The sequence below is a fragment of the Bosea sp. OAE506 genome (genome assembly GCF_040546595.1).
GTDB lineage: Bacteria > Pseudomonadota > Alphaproteobacteria > Rhizobiales > Beijerinckiaceae > Allobosea.
Genome location: NZ_JBEPOB010000001.1, coordinates 4268117 through 4282060, shown reverse-complemented (window position 1 = coordinate 4282060; position 13944 = coordinate 4268117). Strand labels below are relative to the sequence as shown.

The window sequence follows — 13944 nt, the reverse complement described above, 5'->3', positions numbered from 1 at the left end:
CCGGAAGGGCGCAGATGCCTCCTCCGGCACGCGATGCTCGGGTCACGCCCGAGCATGACGGTGTCCTGACCCATCGCCCCGCCTAGCCTCCGCCGCCAAAACCGCGTATCCCGGCTCGCATGAGCGACCTATTTCCCCCCTTCGAGCCCGAGCGCGTCGAATCGAAGCGCGCGCGCTTCAAGCCGATTCCGTTCCGGCTGATCGCGCCCAACGTCATCACCCTGCTGGCGCTCTGCCTCGGGCTGACCGCGATGCGCCTCGTCGTCGAGGGCAAGCTCGAGACGGCGACGATCTGCATTCTGATCGCCGCGGCGCTGGACGGCGTCGACGGACGCCTGGCGCGCATGCTCAAGGGCACCTCGCGCTTTGGCGCCGAGCTCGATTCGCTCTCCGATTTCGTCAATTTCGGCGTCGCCACCGGCTATGTGCTGTGGATCTTCGTCCTGCACGATCTGAAATCCTTCGGCTGGATCATCGTGCTGACACTGGCCTGCGCCATGGCGCTGCGCCTGGCGCGGTTCAACGTCATGATCGACGATCCCAACCGGCCGGAATGGCAGAAGAACTTTTTCGTCGGCATGCCGGCCCCGGCCGGCGCGATCACGGCCATGCTGCCGCTCTATCTGCATTTCATCGGCGTGCCGGTGCAGGATTACGGCGCGGTGCCGGTCGGGCTCTACATCCTCTTCATCGCCTTCCTGACGATCTCGCGCATCCCCTGCTATGCCGGCAAGACGCTCGGCACGCGCATTCCGCGCGACAAGGTGCTGCCGATCTTCGTCGCGGTCGTTGTCGTGGCGGGGCTGCTCTTCGCCTACCCCTTCGAGATGCTGGCGCTCGTCGTGATCGCCTATCTCGCGCTGATCCCGCTCAGCGCCGCGCGCTATCGCCAGCTTGACCGCGAGCACATGGCCTCGTCGGCCTCCGCCGCGTCGGCGCCGGCGGAAGCACCTCCCCCGGCCGGCTGAGCGGCGCTCTCAGCCGCGGCGGCGCGACCGCCCGAGACGGGCGGCGTTGGCGCTGGTGCGTCGCGAGAACGGCTCCAGCGTCGAATGGGCGACCTTGGCGGCCGCGTCCGCGAGATCGACGCTGCCGAGCGGGCTCAGCATCAAACCCCACCAGAACAGAGCGCCGGCCTGACCGGCGGCAAAGCCACTTTCGAGCACGGCGGTGACCTTTTCCGTCACGGCCTGGGCCGCCTCGCGCTGGCCCCGGCTGTCGCCGAGCGCGCCCTGCATCAGGATCGGCATCCGCATCGCGATCGTCAGGCCCGCATCGGCCTGCATCGTAGCCATCCGCGCGGCCAGCGCCTGCGCTGCTCCGCCCGCCGCGATCGCGGCGCGGGCCTTGCGTGGGGTCGAGGGCATGTGGGGGAGGACTCCGGATCTTGGTGCGCGGATCGCCTGAACCCAACGCGGGGCCAGCCTGAATGATCCTGCAGCCTTCCGACTCTGCCGATGCCGCCCCAGACTTGCAATCGGCGAGAGCGACAAACCCTGCACCAATTATGCGCATGGTGAATGGCGTGGCGAAAAACGGGGCAGCGAACCGCGTCCAGCGCGGGACGCAAGAGGCGGATTTATCCGCCGTCGAAAATGCTCTAGAGCCAATGCAGCGCCGCGCGGCGTCCGGTCCGCGCGCTCAACCGGTCTGTTTCCCTTGAACCTTTTCGCTGCTCCCAAACAACCCGGCTGGCGCCCGATGCTGGTTCTGGCGTCGGCCTCTCCGCGCCGGCTCGCTTTGCTCGAACAGGTCGGCCTGAAGCCGGACGCGCTGCTGCCGGCTGATCTCGACGAGACCCCGCTGAAGGGCGAGCGCCCGCGCGATCTCTCCCGGCGGCTGGCCCGCGAGAAGGCCCAGGCCGCCCGTATCGGTGCCGCGAGCCGGCCCGATCTCGAAGGCTGCTACATCGTCGCCGCTGACACCGTCGTCGCGGTGGGCCGCCGCATCCTGCCCAAGGCCGAGATCGTCGATGAGGCGGCCGCCTGCCTGCGCCTGCTCTCCGGCCGCGCGCACCGGGTCTACACCTCGGTTGCGCTGGTAACGCCCGGCGGCGCGCTCCGCGAACGGGTGGTCGAGACACGGCTGCGCTTCAAGCGGCTCTCGACCGAGGATATCGAGACCTATCTCGCCTCGGGCGAGTGGCGCGGCAAGGCCGGCGGCTATGCCATCCAGGGCATCGCCGGCTCCTTCGTGGTCAAGCTGGTCGGCTCCTACAGTGCCGTCGTCGGCCTGCCGCTTCACGAAACCGTCAATCTGCTGGGCGGCGAGGGCTTCCCGGTCCGCTTCGGCTGGATGAACGTCGGCTGATCCTCCGATAACGACCTGCCGCAGGGGAGAGTGTCACCGCTCGTGGCGGTATACAGTGTAAATTCAGATAGACGCGAACGTTTCATCGCATGACGTAATAGAATTCCCCTTCGTTAAAGCGTATAATTCGCGTTTAATCATTTATTAGCTTTTTCTTAGTGTAATTCGATGGGCAGCATTTGCTGCCCCATGGCATTGGCGCTCTCGCGGCGGCCGATGACCCAAAACTATGTCAGATAAAATCTAACTTCCTGGAGGAGCCCCTGTGACGTCGCCCATTCACGACCGCCTGGACTTTCTGCAGATCGACCAGAAGACGAAAGACGACGTCAAGCGCCTGAAGCCCATCGTGGCCGCCCAGATGCCGGTCGCTCTGGCGCGCTTTTATGATCACATTAAGCGTTACCCTGAGACGCGGAAGTTCTTCGCCTCGGAAAACATGATGAACTCGGCGCGGAATCGGCAGATTTCGCATTGGGATATCATCGTCGAGGGCGAATTCGGCGACGACTACTATCGTCGTGTCTCCATCGTCGGCCAGACCCATGCCCGCATCGGCCTAGAGCCGCGCTGGTACATCGGTGGCTACGCGCTTGTCCTCGAGGACCTGATCCGCGCCGCCATTTCCGCCCAGAGCCGCCGGAAGGGCTGGTTCGGCGGGGGCGATGACAGCGAACAGCTGGCCGATTCTCTGGCGAGCCTGAGCAAGGTCGTGCTGCTCGATATCGAACTGGCGGTCAGCGTTTACTTCGAGGCGGCCGAGAAGGCGCGTCTCGAAGCCGAGGCCAAGCAGGCGGAGGTCGCGGCGGAGGCGATCCGGACCTCGCAGCAGGAGGTCGTCAGCCTGTTCGGCGACGCCTTCGACAGGCTGGCGGGCGGCGATCTCGGCGTCCGCATCGACCGGACCGTTCCTCCACTCTTCGAAGGGATGAAGGAGAACTTCAATCACACCGTCGAGACGCTCGCGCGGACCATGACGACGATCAAGGCGGCCTCGTCCGAGGCGCAGGCCAAGTCGGCCGACATCAAGTCGGGCGCCCATGACCTGTCCTCGCGCACCGAGCAACAGGCCTCTGCGCTGGAGGAGACGGCGGCGACGAGCGAGGAGATGGCAGCCTCGGTCAAGGCGTCCGCCCAGGCGGCCAAGCAGGCGGCCGATCTGGCCGCCCGCGCCATGTCGAGCGCCCGCTCCGGCGGCGAGATCGCGACGCAGGCTGTCGAGGCGATGGGCCTGATCGAGGAAGCCTCGCACAAGATCTCGGATATCATCCGCGTCATCGACGACATCGCCTTCCAGACCAATCTGCTGGCGCTGAACGCGGCGGTGGAAGCGGCACGGGCGGGCGAGGCCGGCCGTGGCTTCGCGGTCGTCGCCAGCGAGGTCCGCACGCTGGCGCAGCGTTCGGGTGAGGCGGCCAAGGACATCGCTGCGCTGATCGCGTCGTCGAACGTCCAGGTCCAGCAGGGCGTCTCGCTGGTGCGCCGGGCGGGCGATGCGCTGACGCAAATCGTCGCCGATTCGGGCGCCGTCTCCGACACGATCGTCGAGATTTCGGCGGCCACGGCCCAGCAGGCGACCGGTGTCGACGAGATGAGCCAGGCGGTCGCCCAGCTTGACCAGATGACCCAACAGAACGCCTTGCTTGCCGAGCAGAGCGCGTCCTCCGCCGGTTCGCTCTTCGCCAAGATCGGCGAGCTCAACGAGCTGGTGGCCGCCTTCCGCACCAGCCATCAGGCCGGCCTCGCCGTCATGGCGCGGGCGGGGAATGAGGTCAGGGCTTCCGCCACCGCCTCAGAGCCCGAGCGCCTGCGCAAGCTTGCCGCTGCGGCCTTTGCCCCGGCGCGTGCCGCCAAGCAGGTCGTCAACGGCCACCCGCAGTCGACCGGCTGGGACGAGTTCTAGCGCGAGGATTACGCCGGAGCGCGCCGGTTGATCCGACCGGCGCGCCTCGGCTCCTCGATCTCAGAACACCGCGTGGTCGCCCCGCTCCGGCGCGGCGGCCCCGCCCAGGACCGAACGGTAGAAATCGAACAGGGTTTCCGACCCGGTCGAGGGCGTGGCCGCGGCATCGTAGCGGCCGGTCGCCGGGTCCAGTACCAGCATGGATTCGGTGGCGTAGTAGCGGCCGATCCGCGCCAGTTCGGCTTTTGCCGCCAGCGACGGCACAAGGGCGCCGGCAAGGCTCAGGGCGGCGATGATCCCGTCGAGCAGCGCGACAGGAACCTGGCGGAAGCGGGCAGGGCGGCCCAGCATCGCAAACAGCGCTTCGCCCTGCTGGCGCGGTGTGATCGCCTCGCCTGGACCACCGATCGGCAGGATGCGGTTCCACCGACTCTCGTCATCGAGGCAGCCTGCGATGAAACTCGCGAGGTCCCCGTCGCTGATCGGCTTGCAGGCGGTGAGCGTGCCGTCGCCGAAGAGCAGGAAGGGCTTGCCCGCGCGGACGCGCTCGATCTGCCCCGACAGCGACTTGAAGAAGGCGGTCGGCCGGACGATCGAATAGCGCAGCCCGGAGTCGATCAGAGCCGCCTCGAAGGCGAGTTTCGCCTGCTGGAAGGCGAGGACCGGCTTCTGAACGCAGATCGCCGAGAGCAGCACGAAATGCGGGACGCCAGCCCGCTTTGCGGCTTCGAGCACGTTCAGATGCGCGCGATGGTCGACGGCCCAGGCATCTGCGGGTGCACCCGTGCGCGAGGCCATACAGGACACCACCGCGTCGAAGCGCTCTCCCGTAAACCCGTCGCGGGCCAGGGTCGCCGCGTCTGACAGATCGACCGCCCTTACGGTCACGTCCTGAGGAAGGCGGGCGGTCGCCGGCCGGCCCGGCACGGCTGCGCCCTGGCTTTGCGGCCGGACGAGGCACACGACCTCATGCTCTTGTCGCAGTAGCGCCCCGGCCGTGGCACGGCCGATGGTCCCGGTCGCCCCGACGAGGCAAACCCGTTTGCGGCGGCTCGCCAGGGGCTCGTCGATTGCGCGGTCGAGCGGTGGCATGGGCTGCGCTGCGTTCCTCTCGATCAACGTCGCATCGCCGGCGCGGGCGGGATGGAACTCGGGTGGATCAGAGCGGCTGTCGTCGCCTCTGGCAAGAGCCCGCGAGGCCGCCGCCTTGCGCGAGGCTCCACAAGCTCCGATCCTGTGCGCGCGGACGCAGCCCGTCTCACAAGGGCGCGCCGGGGAGGATACGCATGTCGGGACGTCTGAGAGGCAAGGTCGCGATCGTCGCCGGGGCGGGGTCGATCGGGCCCGGCTGGGGCAATGGCAAGGCCACCGCCACGGTCTTCGCCCGCGAAGGCGCCAAGGTGATCTGCGCCGACATCAACCGCGATGCGGCGGAGGAGACCGCGGCGATCATCCAGAACGAGGGCGGCCAGGCCTTCGCTGTCCAGGCCGATGTGACGCGGGCCGATCAGGTCGCCGATCTCGTCGGCCGCACGCTTGGCCGCTATGGCCGCATCGATATCCTCGACAACAATGTCGGCATCGCCGAGGTCGGCGGCGTCGTCGAACTGTCCGAGGAGGTCTGGGACCGCGTCTTCAAGGTCAACCTGACCGGCGCCTTCCTGGCTATGAAGCATGTCATCCCGGTGATGCAGCGCCAGTTCGAGGAGAGCGGGGAGGGCGGCTCGATCATCAACATCTCCTCGATCGCCTCGATCCGTTACACCGGCGTGCCCTATGCCAGTTACTCCGCGACCAAGGCCGCTCTGAACCAGCTCACCCGCACCACCGCCGTGCAATACGCAGCCCAGAAGATCCGGGTGAACGCGATCCTGCCCGGGCTGATGAAGACGCCGATGGTCGAGCATTCCGCCGGTCTCGCCGAGGCCTATGGCGAGGGCGATGTCGAGGCGATGTGGGCGGCGCGTGACGCGCAGGTCCCGATGGGCCATATGGGCGAGGCCTGGGACGTCGCCTACGCCGCCTTGTTCCTGGCCAGCGACGAGGCGCGCTATGTCACCGGCCTCGAAATGGTCGTCGATGGAGGGATCACGCTCAAATATGGCTGATAACGAGAACACCCCGCCGGCGGCCAGCCCGTCGGTCACCAGTGCCCCGTCGCTCAAGCCCTGCGCCAACTGCGGCAAGCCGGCGCAGCCCCGCTACAAGCCCTTCTGTTCGGCGCGCTGCGCCGATATCGATCTCGGCCGCTGGTTGAAGGGATCCTACGTGATTCCCGGCGAGCCGGTGGAGGCCAGCGAGAGCGGCCTGCCGTCACAGGAACGTGACCCGGAAGCCTGACGCGTGCCGGCCGGTGCCCCCTCAGCCGTGGCGCGTTTCAGCCGCCATTCATCCGGCGCCGGCTAGGAAAGACGCAACGGCCATCCGCGCGGTCGACGCGACGAGACGGGCCCAGGTCAGGAGACGGAATGATGATGTCAAAGCTCGTTCGGGTCGTCGTCGCCGGCGCGCTGCTGCTCGGCGCCCTGCCGGCGGGCGCCCAGGTTTATGATCCCTTCGCCAGCATCCGCCAGGGCGCCGGGCGCGAGGCTCCGCCCGCACCGCCGCCCCAGCAGCGGCAGTGGCAGCAGCAGGCCCAGCCCGACAGCCGCTATGATCGCGGTTACGACCGCGACTACGACCGTCGGGGCTATGACCGGGGATATGATCGCGGCTACGACCGGGGCTACGAGCGCCGTCCGCGCTACGAGGAGGAGCGGCCCCGCTACTATGAGGAGCGCCCGCGCTATCGCGAGGGTGGCCGCGGCGGCGCCTACTGCGTGACCTCGCGCGGAACCTGCCCGACGCCGCCGGCCCCGCGCGGCGCACCCTGCCGTTGCAATATCGACGGCTTGGACAAGCGCGGCGTCATCCAGTAGCGGCCGGCCGCGCGCGATGGCGAGCTATACCGACGAACTCGAGGCGGTGATGGCGGCGGAGCAGCGGCTGCGCGGCGCAATTGCCATCGCCATCGCCCGCGACGACGCCGGTGCCGATCGGGCGTCACCGTCGTCGCGGCATCTCGCGGCGGCCGATGCGGCGATCGATGCCTGGGCGGAGGAGGGCGAGGAGGCGCTGGATCAGCGCGCCTTCCGGCCTCTCACGCCGCTTCAGGAGATGCTGGCCGAGCATCGCGCGCTGCTCGAGCGCATCGCCGACATCCAGGACCGGCGCCTGTCCTGACCCTGCTCTGGCGGCAGGTTCACGCGCGCATCGTCTGCTCGATCCAGTTCGCCAGACGCTTCACGTCCGGCCGGCTGCGCAGATGCGGCGCGATCCAGAGATTGAGCTCGTGCGGCCCGTCGACGAAGCCGAAGGGCGCGACGAGATGGCCGCGTGCAATCTCACTCTCGACCAGGATCTCGGGCGCGATCGCGACTCCCAGCCCGCAGGCCGCCGCCTGGTTCTGCAGATAGAAATGGTCGAAATTGTCCTGCGGCTGCAGCGGCTCGCCGCGATAGCCGAAAGCCTCCATCCATTCCCGCCAGGCGTTGACCCGCGTCGCTGTGCCCAGCAGCCGCGCCTGCGCCAGGTCGGCGGGCTGCTTCAGCCCGAGCCGTTGCGCATAATCGGGGTGACAGACCGGGCCGACGCGCTCGCGCAACAGCGGCCGGATGATCACCTCGTGCGGCGCCTTGAACATGGTCGAGCGGATCGCGAGGCTGATCTCGTCGCGCAGGAAGTCGACCTCGCCATAGTTGAGGTTGAGCCGGATCTCGACATCCGGATTGGCGCGCTTGAACTCTCCGAGCCGGGGAATCAGCCAGTGCATGCTGATGGTCGCCGAGCAGGAGAGGGTGAGCGGCAGCGGCGCCAGTGCCGCGACGCCCTGCTGCATCCGCGCGAAGGCGTCGCCCAGTGTTGCAGCGAGCTGCCCGCCCTGTACCGTGGGCTCGACGGATTTCGGCAGCCGCTTCAGCAGCGGCACGCCCAACTCCGTTTCCAGGCTGCGGACATGCCGGCTGATCGCGCCATGGGTCACGCCCAGTTCCGCCGCTGCCGCGGACATGCTGTTGAGCCGCGCCGTCGCTTCGAAGGCGCGCAGCGCGTTGAGGGGGAGGCGGGGCGAAGCCATAGGCGACCCTTTCTGCTGTGAGAAAATCTTACAGCAGCCGGCGCCGAATTGGGATGTCGTTTCCGCGGTCTCCTGCCTTAGCCTGTGTTCAACGACAGAAACGAGCAGGGCCGGAGACGCGAGGAGAGGGGGTGCCGGAGCGGCGCCCCGTCGAGACCGTCAGACGCCCGCCGAGAGGAAACGCCGAGTGTTCCAGGCTCCGCTCCCGCGGTGCCGTGGTGCCGTGGCTGGAGGCAGGCATGGCCGGACGGCTTCAGGACAGGATCGCGATCGTCTTCGGTGCCGGCTCGGTCGGGCCCGGCTGGGGCAATGGCAAGGCCACGGCGGCTATCTTCGCCCGGGAGGGCGCCCAGGTCGCCTGTGTCGACGTCAACCGCGCTGCCGCTGAAGAGACGGTCGCCATCATCACCGCCGAGGGTGGCCGCGCCAGCGCCCATGCCTGCGACGCCACGCGCTCCGACGAGGTCGCTGCACTGGTCGCCGACATCGTCGCGGCCCATGGCCGGATCGACGTGCTGCACAACAATGTCGGCTATGCCGGGATGGGCGGGCCGATCGAGCTCGACGAGGCCGACTGGCACCGCACGCTCGATCTCAACGTCACCACCTGCTTCCTCGCCGCCAAGCATGTGCTGCCGCATATGCTCGCCCGGAAGAAGGGCGCGATCATCAATGTCTCCTCGGTCGCTGCGATCCGCTACACCGGCTATCCCTACAGCGCCTATTACGCGGCCAAGGCGGCTGTGAACAACTTCACCATGGGGCTGGCGCTGCAATATGCCCGCGAGGGCATCCGCGTGAACGCGATCATGCCGGGCATGATGAACACCCCGCTGATCCACCAGCAGATCGCCGGGCAGTATGCCAGCACCGAAGAGATGATCGCGGCCCGCGACGCCGCCAGCCCGACGGGCAAGATGGGCACGGCCTGGGACATCGCCCATGCGGCGCTGTTCCTCGCCTCCGACGAAGCGGCCTACATCAACGGCGTGGCGCTGCCGGTCGATGGCGGCCTGACCTGCCGCGTGGCCTGAGAGGACGCGATCGATGCTGACGGACCGCTTCGAGGCCGATTATCTGCTGGAGACCCCCATCGACCCCGCGCGCGCCGCCGAGACCATGGCGGGCGAGCAATCGAGCGGCACCTTCGTCGCCATCCCCGGCGAGACGCCGGAGCTGAAGGAGCGCGCCTCCGCACGGGTGGTGGCGCTCGAGATCCTGGAGCGTGACGTTCCGGGCCGCTCGCTGCCTTCCAATGTTCCAAGCCCTCCGGATGAGCGCATCACCCGGGCACGCGTCACCCTGTCCTGGCCGCTGGCCACGATCGGTCCCTCTCTGCCCAACCTCGTCGCCACCGTCGCCGGCAATCTGTTCGAGCTGAAATGCGCCAGCGGCCTGCGGATCCTCGACATCCGCCTGCCGGCGGCCTTCGGCGAGGCCTATCCCGGCCCGCGTTTCGGCGTCGCCGGCACGCGGCGCCTCGCCGGGGTGGAGGGCCGCCCGCTGATCGGCACGATCATCAAGCCCAGCGTCGGCCTCGATCCGGCCGCGACCGCTGCGCTTGTCGACGAGCTCTGCGGCGCCGGAATCGACTTCATCAAGGACGACGAGTTGCAGTCGGACGGGCCGGCCTGTCCCTTCGACCAGCGCGTCGCCGCGGTGATGGCGGTGGTCGAGCGCCATGCCGACCGCACGGGCCGTAAGCCGATGTTCGCCTTCAACCTGACCGGCGATCTCGACCAGATGCGCCGCCGCCACGACACCCTGCTCGCCCACGGCGCCACCTGCCTGATGGCGAGCCTGAACTCGGTTGGCCTCGTCGGGATGATCGAACTGGGGCGCTTCGCACAGCTGCCGATCCACGCCCATCGCAATGGCTGGGGCTATCTCTCGCGCCACCCGATGTTGGGCTGGTCCTATGTCGCCTGGCAGAAGCTCTGGCGTCTGGCGGGGGCCGACCACATGCATGTCAACGGGCTCTCCAACAAGTTCTCGGAGACCGACGACAGCGTCGTCGCCTCGGCGCGCGAATGCCTGACGCCGATGTTCGCCGACAAGCCCTGCACGGTCATGCCGGTCTTCTCGTCGGGCCAGACGGCGCGGCAGGCGCACGGCACCTATGCCGCGCTCGGCAGCACCGACCTGATCATGACGGCCGGCGGCGGCGTGATGGCCCATCCCGACGGCGTTGCGGCAGGTGTGCGCTCGCTGCGCGAGGCTTGGGCGGCGGCAATCGCCGGAATCCCGCTGGCCGAGCACGCGCGTACCCATCCCGAACTCGGCCGGGCGCTGGAGATCGCGGCGTGAGCGCGACGCGCCCGCTCCCGGCGGGGCCGCTCGTCGCCTTCTACGGCGATGATTTCACCGGCTCGTCGGCCTCGATGGAGGCGCTCGCCTTCGCCGGGCTCGAGACGGTGCTGTTCCTCGCCCCGCCGACGGCGGAGCGTCTGTCCGCTTTCCGGCACTGTCGCGGCATCGGCATTGCCGGTGTCGCGCGCTCGCGCAGCCCGGCCTGGATGGACGAGCACCTGCCGCCGATCTTCGCCGGCCTGAAAGCGCTCGGAGCCCCCGTCTTCCATTACAAGGTCTGCTCCACCTTCGATTCCGCACCCCATATCGGCTCGATCGGGCGGGCAGCGGAGATCGGTGCGGGGGTCTTCGACGGCTGGATTCCGCTCGTCGTCGGCGAGCCCGGCATGGGCCGCTTCCAGAGCTTCGGCCATCTCTTCGCGCTCGCCCATGGCCGCGGCTACCGGCTCGACCGGCATCCCGTCATGGCGCGCCACCCGGTGACGCCGATGGACGAGGCCGATCTCGGCCGCCATCTCGCGCGCCAGACGCAGTTGCCCATCGGCCTCGTCGATTTCGTCGCGATGAAGCGGGGCGCGGGTGACGCTGCGCTGGACGCCGCCCTCGCGGAGGGCGCAGCCATCGTCTCGATCGACGTCATGGATGCGCAGACCCTGGAGGAGGCGGGCCGCCTCCTCTGGCAGCGCGGGGGGCAGCCCTGTTTCGCCATCGGCTCGCAGGGCGTCGAGGCGGCGCTCGTGGCGCATTGGCGCGCCGCGGGCCTGCTGCCTGCGGCACCCGCCCTGGCTTCGCCGGGAGCCGTCGCGCAGATCGCCGTCGTCTCGGGCTCGGTTTCGCCGGTCACCGCCCGCCAGATCGCCACGGCGCAGGAGCGGGGCTTTGCGCCGATCCGCATCGCGCCCGAGCACGCGGTCGATTCCCGTGCCTGGGAGAGCGAGATCGAGACTGCCACCCAGCGCGCGCTGGCGGCGCTGGCGGAAGGCCAAAGCCCGCTCGTCTTCTCAGCCCAGGGGCCGGACGATCCGGCGGTGGCGCGGCTGCGCGAGGCGGTGGCTGTTGCAGGCCTCACGATCGAGGCGGTCAACGACCGGATCGGCGCGGCGCTCGGCACCATTCTCGATCGCGTGCTTCGCGAGACCCGCCTGACGCGCGCGGTGATCTCGGGCGGCGACACCTCGAGCCATGCGGCAGCCCAACTCGGCATCGATGCGCTGACGGCCATCGCGCCGATGGCGCCCGGCTCACCGCTCTGCCGCGCCCATGCGCCCCAGCCGGAACGGGACGGGCTCGAGCTGGTGCTCAAGGGCGGCCAGGTCGGCGGGGACGATTTCTTCGACGCGGTTCGCCAGGGCGGTGCCGCATGAACGGGCCAGGAATGGGAACGGACGCAATGCGCAGGCTCGAAGGCAAGATCGCCCTGGTCACCGGCGGCGCGCGCGGCATCGGCCTCGCCATCGCTCGTGCGCTGACGGCGCAGGGAGCCGTTCCGGTGCTCGCCGACATCAACGAGGAGGGTGCCCGCCAGGCGCTGGCCGGTCTCGGAGCGCCCGAAGGCATGGCCGCGGCGGTCGACGTTGCCGATCAGGCGTCCGTGACGGCACTGATCGAGGCGATCGTCGCCCGCTATGGCCGGCTCGACATTCTCGTCAACAATGCCGGCATCGGCGGCAACACGCCGTTTCTGGAAATCGACGCGGAGACCTGGAACCGCACCATCTCGATCAACCTGACGGGCGCCTTCTTCGTCGCCCAGGCCTGTGCCCGGGTGATGGCGAAGCAGCGCTCCGGCAAGATCATCAACATCGCGTCGCTCTCGGGCCAGCGCGGCGGCCATGGCCGCGGCGCCTATGGCGCGGCGAAGGCGGGCCTCGAACTGCTGACCAAGGTGATGGCGGTCGAACTCGCGGAATACGGCATCAACGTCAACAACATCGCGCCCGGCGCCATCGAGACCGAGATGGCGAAGTTCGCCCATGATGCCGCGACCCGCGCCGCCTACAACTACCTCATCCCGATGACGCGCTATGGCACGCCGGAGGAGATCGCCGACGCGGCGGTCTTCCTCTGCTCGGACGAGGCCCGCTACGTCCACGGCCACACCCTCAATGTCGATGGCGGCTTCCGCGAGGCGGGACTGATGTTCCGCGGCGACAAGGCGGCGTCGCCGACGGCCTGAACGGCCCACTCCATCAAAAAACAAACGGGAGGTTACAACGATGACGCTCACGATCAGCCGCCGCCGCTTCGCCACCCTCGCGGGTGCGGGCGCGATCTCCACGGCCCTGCCGCTGCGCTATGCCCATGCTGCCGAGCATACGTTCAAGATCGGCACCAATGTGCCCGCCTCGCACCCGCTCAACGTCCACCTCACCAAGGCGGCGGAGCAGGTGAAGGAGCAGACCAACGGCAAGTTCGAGTTCCAGCTCTTCCCGAACAACCAGCTCGGCGCCGATTCCGACATGCTCTCGCAGCTGCGCTCGGGCGCGCTCGAATGCTTCCTGAATTCGGGCGTCAACGTGCTCTCGACGATCATTCCCGCCGCCGCAATCTCCGGCGTCGGTTTCGCCTTCAAGGACTATCCGGCGCTCTGGAGCGCGATGGACGGCAAGCTCGGCGCCCATCTGCGCCAGCAGATCACCCGTGGTGGCTTCGTCGTCATGGACAAGATCTGGGACAACGGCTTCCGGATGATCACCAACAGCTCGCGGCCGATCGTCCAGCCGGAAGACCTGAAGAACATGAAGATCCGCGTGCCGGTCAGTGCGCTCTGGCTCTCACTGTTCAAGTCGCTCGGCGCCTCGCCGACGGGGCTGAACTTCGCCGAGGTCTATTCGGCGCTTCAGACCAAGGTGGTCGACGGGCAGGAGAACCCGCCGGCGATCATCTCGGCAGCCAAGCTCTTCGAGGTGCAGAAATACTGCTCCGTCACCAACCATATGTGGGACGGCTGGTGGTTCCTGATCAACCGCCGCTCCTGGGGCCAGGTGCCGGCCGACATCCAGGCGACTGTCAGCCGCATCCTGAACAGCGCCTGCGAAGCGGAGCGGACCGATGTCGCCGCGCAGAACATCGCCTTGCAGAAGGACCTCGCCGCCGCCGGCATGATCTTCAACGAGGTCAATCCGGCGCCCTTCCGCGAGGCTTTGTCGCAGGCCGGCTTCTACAAGGAGTGGCGCGGCAAGTTCGGTGACGAGCCCTGGGCCCTGCTCGAAGAGGCCGTCGGCAAACTCGCCTGACGCCGATCCCGTTTCGGCCGCGCCCAAATAGGCGCGACCGATTTTTTCCGCGTCCATCCCCAGCGAGGCAG

At 68.4% G+C, this 13944-nt stretch carries 15 protein-coding genes; 12 read left to right on the top strand and 3 right to left on the bottom strand.

The annotated features are described in order from the left end of the window. Positions 1-119: 119 nt before the first annotated feature. A complete protein-coding gene (locus ABIE41_RS20825) occupies positions 120-968 on the top strand; it encodes a CDP-alcohol phosphatidyltransferase family protein (RefSeq protein WP_192642141.1) in 849 nt (282 codons plus the stop codon). 9 nt (positions 969-977) lie between these two features. On the opposite strand, the gene ABIE41_RS20820 is transcribed toward ABIE41_RS20825, so the two are convergent. Further along, positions 978-1367: a hypothetical protein gene (locus ABIE41_RS20820; protein WP_192642140.1), complete on the bottom strand. Its 390-nt coding sequence runs from the start codon at positions 1365-1367 to the stop codon at positions 978-980. 334 nt (positions 1368-1701) lie between these two features. Here ABIE41_RS20820 and ABIE41_RS20815 point away from each other — a divergent pair, with 334 nt between their 5' ends. Beyond that, positions 1702-2310, top strand: a complete 609-nt coding sequence (locus tag ABIE41_RS20815) for a Maf-like protein (protein WP_192642139.1) — start codon at positions 1702-1704, stop codon at positions 2308-2310. Positions 2311-2575: 265 nt separating this feature from the next. Then, positions 2576-4213 (top strand): methyl-accepting chemotaxis protein, encoded by a 1638-nt coding sequence (locus ABIE41_RS20810; RefSeq protein ID WP_192642138.1) that lies wholly within the window; start codon positions 2576-2578, stop codon positions 4211-4213. Between the two features lie 60 nt (positions 4214-4273). On the opposite strand, the gene ABIE41_RS20805 is transcribed toward ABIE41_RS20810, so the two are convergent. After that, the gene (locus ABIE41_RS20805) at positions 4274-5305 is read right to left on the bottom strand and encodes an NAD(P)H-binding protein (RefSeq protein ID WP_192642137.1); all 1032 of its coding nucleotides are present in this window, start codon (positions 5303-5305) and stop codon (positions 4274-4276) included. A 194-nt stretch (positions 5306-5499) separates the two neighbouring features. Between ABIE41_RS20805 and ABIE41_RS20800 the strand changes: the two genes are divergently transcribed. The 4 genes from ABIE41_RS20800 (at position 5500) to ABIE41_RS20785 (ending at position 7435) form a co-directional block, all read left to right on the top strand. Beyond that, positions 5500-6321 carry an SDR family NAD(P)-dependent oxidoreductase gene (locus ABIE41_RS20800; protein ID WP_192642136.1) on the top strand — a complete coding sequence of 274 codons (822 nt, stop codon included), beginning with the start codon at positions 5500-5502 and terminating at the stop codon, positions 6319-6321. Further along, the gene (locus ABIE41_RS20795; protein ID WP_192642135.1) at positions 6314-6553 is read left to right on the top strand and encodes a DNA gyrase inhibitor YacG; all 240 of its coding nucleotides are present in this window, start codon (positions 6314-6316) and stop codon (positions 6551-6553) included. Before ABIE41_RS20800 ends, ABIE41_RS20795 begins: the two co-directional genes overlap by 8 nt. A gap of 128 nt (positions 6554-6681) precedes the next feature. Further along, complete coding sequence (locus tag ABIE41_RS20790; protein WP_354192998.1) at positions 6682-7131, top strand: hypothetical protein; 450 nt, start codon at positions 6682-6684, stop codon at positions 7129-7131. 16 nt (positions 7132-7147) lie between these two features. Then, complete coding sequence (locus tag ABIE41_RS20785; RefSeq protein ID WP_192642134.1) at positions 7148-7435, top strand: hypothetical protein; 288 nt, start codon at positions 7148-7150, stop codon at positions 7433-7435. 19 nt (positions 7436-7454) lie between these two features. On the opposite strand, the gene ABIE41_RS20780 is transcribed toward ABIE41_RS20785, so the two are convergent. Next, on the bottom strand, positions 7455-8327 hold the full coding sequence (locus tag ABIE41_RS20780) for a LysR substrate-binding domain-containing protein (RefSeq protein ID WP_192642133.1): 873 nt from the start codon (positions 8325-8327) through the stop codon (positions 7455-7457). Positions 8328-8566: 239 nt separating this feature from the next. Between ABIE41_RS20780 and ABIE41_RS20775 the strand changes: the two genes are divergently transcribed. The 5 genes from ABIE41_RS20775 to ABIE41_RS20755 are packed head-to-tail and all read left to right on the top strand — an operon-like array spanning position 8567 to position 13873. Next, the gene (locus tag ABIE41_RS20775) at positions 8567-9361 is read left to right on the top strand and encodes an SDR family NAD(P)-dependent oxidoreductase (protein WP_192642132.1); all 795 of its coding nucleotides are present in this window, start codon (positions 8567-8569) and stop codon (positions 9359-9361) included. 13 nt (positions 9362-9374) lie between these two features. Then, positions 9375-10634 (top strand): ribulose-bisphosphate carboxylase large subunit family protein, encoded by a 1260-nt coding sequence (locus ABIE41_RS20770; protein ID WP_192642131.1) that lies wholly within the window; start codon positions 9375-9377, stop codon positions 10632-10634. Next, positions 10631-12001, top strand: a complete 1371-nt coding sequence (locus tag ABIE41_RS20765; RefSeq protein WP_192642130.1) for a four-carbon acid sugar kinase family protein — start codon at positions 10631-10633, stop codon at positions 11999-12001. Before ABIE41_RS20770 ends, ABIE41_RS20765 begins: the two co-directional genes overlap by 4 nt. 26 nt (positions 12002-12027) lie before the next feature. Next, positions 12028-12813, top strand: coding sequence for an SDR family NAD(P)-dependent oxidoreductase (locus ABIE41_RS20760; protein WP_192642129.1), 786 nt, complete (start codon positions 12028-12030; stop codon positions 12811-12813). 40 nt (positions 12814-12853) lie between these two features. Then, positions 12854-13873: a TRAP transporter substrate-binding protein gene (locus ABIE41_RS20755; protein ID WP_192642128.1), complete on the top strand. Its 1020-nt coding sequence runs from the start codon at positions 12854-12856 to the stop codon at positions 13871-13873. Positions 13874-13944: the final 71 nt, after the last annotated feature.